This is a genomic window from Tardiphaga sp. (assembly GCF_025356345.1).
Lineage (GTDB): Bacteria > Pseudomonadota > Alphaproteobacteria > Rhizobiales > Xanthobacteraceae > Tardiphaga.
On record NZ_JANXTC010000239.1, the window covers coordinates 17358 to 28044 of the forward strand.

The 10687-nt window shown below is 64.5% G+C and carries 10 protein-coding genes; 5 read left to right on the forward strand and 5 right to left on the reverse strand.

Features of this window, described 5'->3' with window-relative positions:
- The first annotated feature begins 18 nt into the window (after positions 1-18).
- The 3 genes from Q0S16_RS14580 to Q0S16_RS14590 all read left to right on the forward strand — a co-directional run bounded on the left by Q0S16_RS14580 (position 19) and on the right by Q0S16_RS14590 (position 3752).
- Positions 19-1452, forward strand: coding sequence for a polysaccharide biosynthesis C-terminal domain-containing protein (locus Q0S16_RS14580; protein WP_295849441.1), 1434 nt, complete (start codon positions 19-21; stop codon positions 1450-1452).
- 207 nt (positions 1453-1659) lie between these two features.
- Positions 1660-2604 carry a hypothetical protein gene (locus tag Q0S16_RS14585; RefSeq protein ID WP_295849443.1) on the forward strand — a complete coding sequence of 315 codons (945 nt, stop codon included), beginning with the start codon at positions 1660-1662 and terminating at the stop codon, positions 2602-2604.
- Complete coding sequence (locus Q0S16_RS14590; RefSeq protein WP_295849445.1) at positions 2601-3752, forward strand: GNAT family N-acetyltransferase; 1152 nt, start codon at positions 2601-2603, stop codon at positions 3750-3752. The genes Q0S16_RS14585 and Q0S16_RS14590 overlap by 4 nt, the downstream gene beginning before the upstream one ends.
- Here Q0S16_RS14590 and Q0S16_RS14595 read toward each other — a convergent pair.
- From Q0S16_RS14595 to Q0S16_RS14610, 4 genes are read right to left on the reverse strand one after another with little or no spacing between them, the layout of a single operon-like run.
- Complete coding sequence (locus tag Q0S16_RS14595) at positions 3730-5028, reverse strand: type III PLP-dependent enzyme (protein ID WP_295849447.1); 1299 nt, start codon at positions 5026-5028, stop codon at positions 3730-3732. The genes Q0S16_RS14590 and Q0S16_RS14595 overlap by 23 nt on opposite strands.
- Positions 5018-6562 (reverse strand): AMP-binding protein, encoded by a 1545-nt coding sequence (locus Q0S16_RS14600; RefSeq protein WP_295849449.1) that lies wholly within the window; start codon positions 6560-6562, stop codon positions 5018-5020. The genes Q0S16_RS14595 and Q0S16_RS14600 overlap by 11 nt, the downstream gene beginning before the upstream one ends.
- Positions 6559-6822 (reverse strand): acyl carrier protein, encoded by a 264-nt coding sequence (locus Q0S16_RS14605; RefSeq protein WP_295849451.1) that lies wholly within the window; start codon positions 6820-6822, stop codon positions 6559-6561. Before Q0S16_RS14605 ends, Q0S16_RS14600 begins: the two co-directional genes overlap by 4 nt.
- 25 nt (positions 6823-6847) lie before the next feature.
- A complete protein-coding gene (locus Q0S16_RS14610) occupies positions 6848-7708 on the reverse strand; it encodes a hypothetical protein (protein WP_295849453.1) in 861 nt (286 codons plus the stop codon).
- A gap of 174 nt (positions 7709-7882) precedes the next feature.
- Here Q0S16_RS14610 and Q0S16_RS14615 point away from each other — a divergent pair, with 174 nt between their 5' ends.
- On the forward strand, positions 7883-9475 hold the full coding sequence (locus tag Q0S16_RS14615) for a gamma-glutamyltransferase family protein (protein WP_295849455.1): 1593 nt from the start codon (positions 7883-7885) through the stop codon (positions 9473-9475).
- A gap of 284 nt (positions 9476-9759) precedes the next feature.
- A complete protein-coding gene (locus tag Q0S16_RS14620; protein ID WP_295849456.1) occupies positions 9760-10014 on the forward strand; it encodes a hypothetical protein in 255 nt (84 codons plus the stop codon).
- 95 nt (positions 10015-10109) lie between these two features.
- On the opposite strand, the gene Q0S16_RS14625 is transcribed toward Q0S16_RS14620, so the two are convergent.
- Positions 10110-10687: outer membrane beta-barrel protein (locus Q0S16_RS14625; protein ID WP_295849458.1), on the reverse strand; the 578-nt coding region annotated here is incomplete at its 5' end.

Genomic DNA, 10687 nt, shown 5'->3' on the forward strand with positions numbered 1-10687 from the left:
TGATCGCAGGTATCCCTCTTGTCCCTGGTCAAGCAAACATCGATCTACTTTGTAGCCAATGCGGCCTCGGCCGCCTTCGGCCTGCTCAACGTCGTGATCTTCACGCGCTGGATGACCGCGGTCGAATATGGCGTCTACATCATCGGCGTCGCGCTGGCCGCTGTACTGGGCACGCTGCTGTTCACCTGGCTGCGCCAGGCCATCGTCCGACAGGAATCCAAGGCCGATGGCACCGACATGCGCGCCACGGTGCTGCTGGGCTTCATCACCATCTGCATTCCGATTCCCTTCATCGTTCTGGCCGCCGGCCGGTTTCTGACCTTTGACCAGCACGCCGTCCCCGCGGGTGTATTGCTGGCGGTCAGCGTCGGCTTCTTTGAACTGAGCGTCGAATTACTGCGCGCGCGCCAGCGTAGCCAGCAGGTGTTGTTGGCGACGCTGGCCCGCGCCGTGCTGGTGACCCTGCTTGGCATCAGCGTGCTGTATTTCGACACCAGCGGACAATCCTTGCTGATATCCGGCGCCGTCGCCTATCTCGCCAGTTCGGCGCTGATCCTGCGCGAGGTGTGGGGCGCCTCGAAGATCGACTTTTCCCATGCCCGACTACGCTACTTCATCGTCTGGGGCATGCCGCTGACGCTGTCGATTGGCCTGCTCGCCTTCGCCGGCACCACCGACCGGTTTCTGGTGGCCTATGTGTTCGGCGCCGGCGCGGCCGGACAATATGGCGCGGCCGTCGACCTTGTCCGCCAGGCGCTGATCATCCCGGCGATCAGCGCCTCGGCCGCCTTCGTGCCCATCGCCGTGAAGCTGCTGGCCAGCGAAGGCAAGGAAGCGACCCGCCTGCATCTCGAAAAATGCCTCGAATTGCTATTGGCGATTACGCTGCCCTGTTGCATCGGCTTCGCGCTGCTGGCGCCGCGGATCGGCAATCTGGTCCTCGGCGAGGAATTTCGCGAGGTCGCCGCCCTCATCATGCCGGTGATCGCGCTCGCCGTCGTGTTCCAGATCTTCGTGCATCAATATCTGCACATCAGCTTCTTCCTCTCCAGCCAGAACCGGTTCTATCTGATCAACACCGTCATCACGCTGGTGCTCGGCACGGCGCTGTCCTTCGTGCTGATCGGACTATTCGGCATTGCGGGCGCCGCCTGGGGCCGCGTCGCCTCCGAGATCATCGGCATGCTGAGCGCGCTATGGCTGGCGCGCAGCGCCTTTCATCTGCCGTTTCCGATCGCGCGCGCCGGCAAGGTCGCGCTGGCGGTCGTGCTGATGACCGTCGTCATCCTGCTGCTTAACCCATTGTTCCAGAATTGGGACAAGGCGGCGCTGGCGGTGCTGATCCCGCTGGGAGCGGCGATCTACCTGCTGGCCTGCTGGTTCCTGGACGTCGGGGACGTCCGCGAGAAGCTGGTTCGCCTCGCCGCCGCGCGCCCCTGGCGTATGGGTTAACCCGGTGACCGCCGCCGGCTCCGGAACTTTGCCCCGGAGCACGCCCGGTAACCTTGTGCCAGGTTTTCCGCCGATCCGCTCAAGTCAGGCCTTTTATTGCGGTATGACGGGAGTACCTTGCCACCCGTCCTTTGATGGAACTGGGCGCCTCCTCTCGGCAGCGGCCAGATCGGCCTGTATCAAGAGCAGAGTATCAGGAGCAGACGGATGACCAGCGATCGTATTCTGAAAGACTGGGACGACACCAACAGCCTGCTATGGGGCCAGATGCCGATCCAGATCGCGCATAACCTCGACAAGTCCGAACTGTTTTCGCGCGATGCGCTGGCGGCGCTGATCGAGGCCTATCCGCGCGAGCACTACAATCTGATCCAGACCGCGTCGCGCGAGAGTCGCCGCGTCTGGCGCGAGGGCGAAGTCGGCAATCTCAGCGGTCACCAGATCATCGACGCGATTGGCGCCGGCACGCTGTGGCTGAATTTGCGCAAGGTCACCGACGTGGATCCGCGCTACCGCGCCAAGGTCAACGAGCTGTTCGACGAAATCCGTAGCCATGTGCCGAATTTCGGCCACCCTGAACACACCGCCGGCATCCTGATCTCGTCACCCAGGGCTCAGGTCTATTATCACTCCGATCTGCCGGGCCAGGGCCTGATCCAGCTGGTCGGCACCAAGCGCGTCTATGTCTACCCGTCGAAGCCGCCCTTCGTCGCGCCGCATCACCTCGAGGATATCGCGCTGTTCGGCGTCGAGGTCGATATGCCCTATGCCGACTGGTACGACCGCCACGCCACGATCTACGACCTGGCGCCGGGACAGATGCTGCACTGGCCGCTGAACGCGCCGCACCGGGTGGAAAATCTCGACGCCGTCAACATCTCCATGACGATCTCCTACACTGACGAGGAAATTCGCCGCCTGCAGATGGTGAATTTCACCAACGGCCTGCTGCGGCACAAATTCGGCTATCAGGCCAGGAGCCGATCGACGACGGGGCCGTCGTTCTTCGCCAAGCGCCTGCTGCAGCGGACGCTTCGCAACAGTTCATGGATTCGCCGCGAACGCGACAGCCGGCAGTCGGTCGATTTCAAGCTCGACGGCGCGAGGCTCGGCGCCATCATCGATATTCCCAAGGCAGCCATCGCCTCGTGACCGAGGTCGCCGGAGCCATCACCGGCGCCGCGCAAACGACGCGCGACGCGTCGTGCGTTGTCGTCGAGGTGGTCCGCGACTGGAACGAGGCCTGCGCGCGGTTTGGTAACGAGATGGCTCGCGGGCGTATCACGCCGTTTCAGCATCGGCACTGGCTCGACGCCTGGTATGGCAACGCCGCATCACCACGTTCCGACGAGCCGCTGATCGTCGTCGTCACGGATCGTCACCGCGCGATAGTGGCCATTCTGCCGCTCGCGATCCGCCGCGAACGTGGCCTGCGCATCGTCGAATTTGCCGGATCGGCCGACTACAACGCACCGATCATGGGAGCGGCTCCAGGCGCCCATCCCATCGATTCAGGGGCGTTCTGGTCTGCGCTGCGCGGCGCGCTGTCGCGACTGCCGGAGGGGTGCGATCTCGTGCGCTTCGGCAAGATGCCGCGGACGATCACAGGCATCGCCAATCCGCTGGCGGCGCTACCCGGCACCGAGCCCTCGGCGCTGACCGGGCACGTGCTCGAGATCGGCGACGACTATGACGCCTACCGCTACTCGCGGGAAAAAACCGTCCGCAAGGAGCTGGAGCGCAGCTGGCGTGTGTTCAGCAAGAACGATGGCGCGCAATTCCGGCGCATCACCGAGTTGCAGCCGGCGCTGAATGTCTTCACCGCGCTCGAGGCGCAGCAAAGCGCGCGGATGCACGAGCTCGGCAAGGACTATTCGCTGGACGACGAAGCCTGTTCGGATTTCCACCGCGATCTGATCGCCCGCGGTCTGGCCGACGGCTATGCCGTGGTCACGGCGCTGACCTGCGGCGACCAGATCGTCGCTACCTTGCTCGGCCTGCGGGTCAAATCCAGCTATCTGATGCTGCGGATCAGCAATGTCGGGCAGGCGTGGGCGAACTGCTCGCCTGGACGCTTGATCATCGAGCGCAGCATGGCGGCGCTGCACGCCGACGGCGTGCGATCCTTCGACTTCAGCGTTGGCACCTATGACTACAAAAGACGCTTCGGCGTCCAGGATGTGCCGCTGGTGGACTTCACCGCCGCGTTGAGCTGGCGCGGGCGCGCCTTCCTGGGCGCGAGGAAACTGGCGCGATCGATCCGCGGCATCGCCGGTTCTATTCGGCGCCGCCGTGGATGATCTCGATCTGCCCGTCCTCGACCAGGATCTCGACCGCCGCCGGCTGGCTGAGAAAGCCCGCGGGGCTGGCGCTGCGCCCATAGGCCCCCGACTGCAGAACCGCGACGAGTTCGTCGGCGCGCAACTCGGGCAATTCGACCTTTCGTGCCAGCGTGTCGAGCGGCGTGCAGAGCGGTCCGACCACGGTCATTGGTGACCGTTCGCGAGCATCCATATGCGCGGGCGCCACGATCGGGTAGTCGCGCTTGATGATCTGGCCAAGATTGCCGGAGGCCGCGAGATGATGGTGCATACCGCCATCGGTGACCAGAAAGCGCGTCTCGCGCGACGTCTTCACCGCGTTGATGGCCGCGACATAGATGCCGCCCGGCCCGGCGAGGAAGCGGCCGGGCTCGACGATCAGGCGCGCACCGGCAATCAGCGGATCGGCGCGCAGCAGCGCGAGCAGATCGGGCAGCCCGCGCGACAGCTGCGCGAGGTCGAGCGGCTTCTCACCGGCAAAATATGGAAGGCCCAGTCCGCCGCCAAGGTCGATCGTCCGCAGGGGAATGCCGGCCAGCGCGGCGACCCGACCGGCGACGCCGATCGCGTGCTTCCACTGGATCAGCAGGACCCCGGCATCGAGAATCTGCGTCCCGGCGAACAGATGCACGCCGCGCAAATCGATGGCTTTGTGCGCGCGGACCGCCGCGACGACGTTGGCGAGATCCTCTTCGTCGAAGCCGAACGGCGCCGGCTTGCCCCCCATTCGCATCGCGCCGCCCTGCGCCGCGGCCACCGGATTGACACGAATGGAGGCCGGCACACTGACGCCGCGCCGCGCGCCGATCGCGGCGACGCGCCCGATCTCCTCATAGCTCTCGATATGAATTTCGCCGATGCCGCCGGCGATCACCTCCTCCAATTCGCTGACGCGCTTGGCGGGACCGGCGAAGATGATATTGGCGGCCGGGATATCGGCGGCGCGGGCGGCGCGATATTCGCCGACCGAGGCGATCTCGATGCCGGCGCCTTCGGACGCGAACAGCCGGATCACCGCCGGCGCCGGGTTGGCCTTGATGGAGTAGTAGACCTGCGCGAAGCCGCGCAGCGCTTCGGTCAGCGCGCGAAAACCGCGGCGCATGACGGCGCCATCATAGATGAATAGCGGCGTGCCGAAGCGTGACGCCAGTTCGCGCACGGCGATGCCGCCGAGTTGCAGGTCCGGTCCCGACACGGTGAAGTGCTCGGCCACCAGCGCTTCGGCCAGACCCGGCGGTTTGAGGTCAACCGGCATGCTTGCCTCGCTGCTGCGCCAGCAGGGGATAATCGATCTTCCCGTTCGGGGTGGTCGGCAGCGCGTCGACGAATTCGATCGCGCGCGGCACCATGAAGGCCGGCAGTTGATGGGCGGCGGCGAGCAGGATTCCGGCGGCATCCGGCACCGCCTCGCGCGCGATTGCGACGGCATGAACCTTCTGCCCCGCCAGCGGATCGGGCAGACCGATCACCGCGACCTGACGAAGCGCTCCGGTCGCCATCAGCACCTCCTCGACCTCCGACGGGCTGATGCGATAGCCGGAAGATTTGATCATGGCGTCGGCGCGGCCGACGAAGCTGAAGAAGCCGTCCTCATCCTCGACCACCAGATCGCCGGAATAGCACACCGTCTCGCCGCCCTCGGCCGCCGGAATGAAAGGATGCGGTCGCAGCACCCGCGCGGTATCCTCGGGCCGGTTCCAGTAGCCCAGCGACACCGTCGGCCCACGATGCACCAGGATGCCCGGCTCGCCTGGCCTGGCGCGCCGCCCCTCCGCCGTCACCGCGAAAACCTCGCATTCCGGAATCGCCCGGCCGATCGAGGTCGGGCGATGATCGACCTGCTCCGGCGGCAGGTAGGTCGAGCGGAACGCTTCGGTGAGGCCATACATCAGAAAGATCCGCGTCGCCGGAATCACCGCGCGCAACCGCCGCACGGTTTCGGATGGTACCGCGCCGCCGGAATTGGTGATGTAGCGCAATGATGGCAGCGGCGTGCGGCTGAAGGACGGCGCGGCCTTGGTAAGGATCGCCCAGATCGTCGGCACGCCGGCCAGCCCGGTGATGGCGTGATCGCGCAACGCGCGGACGATCTCGTCGCCAAGGCGAAAGCCGAACAGCACCAGCACCGCGCGTTGCTGGACCGCGGTCAGGAACTGATTGAGGCCATAATCGAAACTGAACGGCAGGATCGAGAGAATGCGATCATCGCTGTCGATCCCGAGATAGTCGATGACGATGCGCGAACCTGCCAGCAGGTTACGGTGGCTGAGCATCACGCCTTTCGGTCTGCCCGTCGATCCCGACGTGTACAGGATCGCAGCCAGATCCTCACCGAGCGATGGGTCGCGCGCAGCGCCGGTTCCCGGAACGGGCACCGGTGTGGCCGCGATATCTTCCGCGCACAAAACGGCCTTCAGGGGCAGGCCAGCCACCGCCTCCCGGATCATATCGAGCATGGCGCGCGAAGTGATGATGATGCTGGCGCCGGAATCTTCCACCACATGGCGGACCTGTTGCGGCTTCAGCAGCGCATTGACGGGGACGAATACGCCGGCGGCCTCGCTGGCGCCGAAGATCGCCCAGCATTCTTCCAGACTTTTGGGCAGAGCGATCGCGACGCGCTCGCCGCGCGCCAGTCCGCTGGCGTGAAGCGCCGCTGCGCAGCCATGGACGCGATCTGCCAGTTCGCGATAGGTGAGCGAACGCGGTCCATCGATCAGCGCCACGCGATCGTGATCTTCCGGGCGGCCGTCCAGCAGATGATGCAGAAGATAAGGCTGATGGGTCACCGCAGTTTGCGCTCCGCCAGGTCAGCGAGGGTGGATGCGTCCTTCAAATTCGCGGCATCGAAGTCGTCATCATCGAGGATGATCGCAAAACGCTCTTCCAGAAACGTCACGACTTCCAGAAAGCCCAGCGAATCGATCGCGCCGCTGCCGAGCAGCTCGGTCTGCATGCCGACAGTCCCGAGCATGGGAAAGCGTCCCTGCAAATAATCGGCAATCGCGGCTTCGATATCGCTTCTGCTGATAGCGGATGAGTCTGTCATGTCGGTCTCCGTGCCGTTCGGCATCTTATGTGCCCCAAAAGACAAATTCCGAGTAAGTGAAGTCGACCCGCTCGCCGGCCTGGCCGCCGCCTTTGCGATAAGTGGTCTCGTTCCAGCGAGAAGCCATGCTGCCCGCGGCGGAATCACCCCTTGTGACGTCCATTCGCAGGAACAGCATCTTCCGGCGCAGCAGGAAACGCGAAATCGCCGACAGATTGTCGCTCACCGCGGCCTTGCTCTCGGCGAGAATCAACCGCGCGCCGGGCAGTCCGCGGCGTTGCATCCGGGAGAAAACCAGCGGTGAGTATCGGTTCGCCGTACGCAGAACGCCAACGACACAGCCCAGCGCCTGGTGCTGCCGCAGTGTCGTGAGCTCGAACGCCGTCAATCGCGCTCCGGCCTCGTCGAACGACAGAACTTTCGCGGCATGGCGCGGACGAAAGACCGTGACGGGAAGCAAATAGATCAGGAAGCCGTCGGTGAGCCGTTCGAAACCGAGCCTTTGATTGATGATTTCCGCGGCGGGATTCGGCGTCAGGTCGAGGAACACGGTCGCTTCGTCCGCGACGATCTTCTTCAGCATGCGCGCGGCCATCCAGCGATGTGACTCCTCGACGTACCAGGCGACGAGATTGACCACCTTGCGCAAGGTTCCGTCGTCGTCCGGTCTTTCGCTCGGGATCGTCAGCAAGATGCCGATGTCTTTGGCGTCGGACGTGATGATGACTCCGGCCGGGCGCGCGCTGGAGACGTCTTTCATGGTTAAGATCTTGTTAAGTCCGACGCGCCAGAACGCTTCCGTACGCTCCGGAAATCCGCGCGCCAGCAGCGCCAGCGCCGCCGGCAGGCTATTCTGATCGATGGGTCGAAGCTCGACTGAAGCCATCTCGATGCACCAATAGATCGCAGATGCGGAAAGCACGCATACCTTAACCCATAGGTAGAAATGCTTGCATTTTGCCGAACCTCACGCGATCAACAGCTGAAATCGGCAACAGAGTAAATATTATCCGCGATCCGCGCGGGCACCGGACGCTGCTGATATTGCAAAGGGATTGCCATGCACTACCGTCATGACGGGTTGTATTCATCGCGCCGTTCACCGGTGCTCGCCCGCAATGTGGTGGCGGCGTCACAGCCGCTGGCGACGCAGGCCGGACTTCGCATGCTGGCGCAAGGCGGCAACGCGCTGGACGCGGCGCTCGCAACAGCGATCGCGCTCACCGTGCTGGAGCCGACCGGCAATGGCATCGGGTCCGACGCCTATTGCATCCTGTGGGACGGCCAGGAGCTGCACGGGCTCAACGCTTCCGGGCGTTCGCCGGCGGCGTGGACGCCGGAGCGCTTCGCCAATCACAAAACTTTCCCGCACCGCGGCTGGGAAAGCGTCACGGTGCCCGGCGCCGTCTCGGCCTGGGTCGATCTCTCGACCCGATTTGGTAAGTTGCCGTTCGAGCGGCTGTTCGAACCCGCGATCGGCTATGCCGAAGATGGCTTTCACGTTTCTCCCGTGATCGCCGAATTGTGGCGCCGTGGCGCCGCCGAACTGAAGAACCAGCCCGGCTTCGCCGAGGCCTTCATGCCAGACGGCCGGGCGCCGGCGGCCGGTGAATTGTTTCGCGCCCCCGGCCATGCCTATTCGCTGCGGCTGATCGCCAAGACCCGCGGCGAAGCGTTCTATCGCGGCGAGCTGGCGCAGCGCATTGCCGCCTTCGCCCGCGAGCATGGTGCTGCGCTCGACGAGGCCGACATGGCCGCGCATGAAAATGACTGGTGCGGCACCATCCAGCAGGCGTTTGGCGATGCCGCCCTGCACGAGATCCCGCCGAATGGCCAGGGCATCGCGGCCCTGATGGCACTTGGCATCATGAAGGCGTACGGCACCGACGGGCTGGTGCTGGACAGCGCCGACGCCTTCCATTTGCAGATCGAAGCCACAAAACTCGCTTTCGCCGACGTCTACGCTTATGCCGCCGACCTCGATTACATGCGCGACGTCACCGTCGCCCACCTGCTCGATCCGGCCTATCTCGCCTCGCGTGCCAAACTGATCGACGCCCGAACGGCGCAGGACTTTGGACAGGGCGCGCCGACCACCGGCGGCACCGTTTGTCTCGCCACCGGCGACGCCGACGGCATGATGGTGTCCTACATCCAGTCGAACTATTCCGGCTTCGGCTCCGGCGTGGTGGTGCCCGGCACCGGCATCAGCCTGCAGAACCGCGGCTTCGGATTCACGCTGGTCGACGGCCATCCCAACCAGGTCGGCCCGCGCAAGCGCCCGTTCCAGACCATCATTCCGGGCTTCGTCATGCAGGGCAAAGAGCCGCTGATGGCGTTCGGTCTGATGGGCGGGCCTATGCAGGCGCAAGGCCACCTGCAGATGATGCTGCGCATGCAGCTATGGAATCAGGACCCGCAGACCGCCGCCGACGCGCCGCGCTGGCGCTATGTCGCCGGGCTGAAGGTGGCGATCGAGAGTACGGTGGCCGACGATGTCGCCGCGGAGCTTGCCGCGCGCGGCCATGTCATCGAGCGCGAGCCGCCGGATTCGGCATTCGGCTTCGGCGGCGCCCAATTGGTCCGCCGGATCGACGGCGGCTATGTTGCCGGTTCGGACCCGCGCAAGGACGGCGGCGCCGGCGGCTTCTAAAGCGCGATCGTAACGAATTGAACCGCGCCGCGCTTGTCCCGGGCGCGGTGCAGCACAAGGTGCTGCTTCGCAGAGCCGGGACCCTAGCGAGCGCCGGCGTTTGGTACGGTCCCGGCTCCGCGACGCACCACGCCCAAATGGGCGCCATGCATCGCGTCCGGGACAAGATTCAACGATTACCAATCATGATCTAGACAACGAGCCGCGGTCCCACCACGCGCCGGAACGAATTGACCCGATCGCGCTTGATTCCGGATTTGCGGATCCGGATGGCGAGTCGAATGATGGCTGATTTGAGCGACAACGGGCTTGTCTATATCGGCGACGCGTTGATCGGCGAGGTATTTTACTGGCTCAGCCTGGACACCGAGCCCGGCCCCGTGGTCGCGGAGGGCTCGATCAGCGGCTCCGAAGAGATGATGCGTCAGATCCAGGCGGCGCAGCAGGTCAGGCTGGTGCTGCACGACGGACCGGTATTCTCGCTCGTCCCCTATGGAGGATCGAGCGGCACCCGCTGGGTTCGCCTGTTCGCTCTTTAGCGGCAACAGATACCTTGCAACCGCACGCCGCGACAAAAAAAGAGGCCGGCGCAAGCGCCGGCCTATTCTATTCCAAGGCTTCGATCAGACGAAGATCAATACTTCGCGACGACCGGACCACCCCAGTTGAAGTGATAGTTCAGGCCAGCCTTGACAGTGTGCTGTTCGCTGGTGACCGAACCCAAGGCAGCGAGCGGAGCTGCAAAGCTGGTCTTGCCGAAATTGTAATACTGGTACTCGACATTGCCCGACCAATTCTGGGTGAACATGTATTCGAGGCCGCCGCCGACGGTGTAACCATCCTTGTTGCCGTTGATGCCAACTGCGGGCGTGCCGACCAGCGAACGGCTGCGATCGGCGAAGGCGTAACCGCCCTTGGCGTACAGCATCGCCGGACCCCAAGTGTAGCCGAGACGGCCGGTCACCGAACCGAGGCCGTTCAGGCTGCTGTTGTAGATGTAGCCGGCGCCAACGCTAGCGGCGGGGAACACAGTGGAGTTGCCGCTGGTGCTGGTCCAGTCATACTGGGCTTCCATGCCGAGCACCCAGTTCGGGGCGAACTGGTAGTTGTAGCCGCCCTGGACGCCGCCCATGAACTTGCCGTTGTTGCTGTTGCTGGCAACACCGTTGAAGCTGTTGCCGCCGCCGAATGCGCCGCCGATGTTGCCGCCGA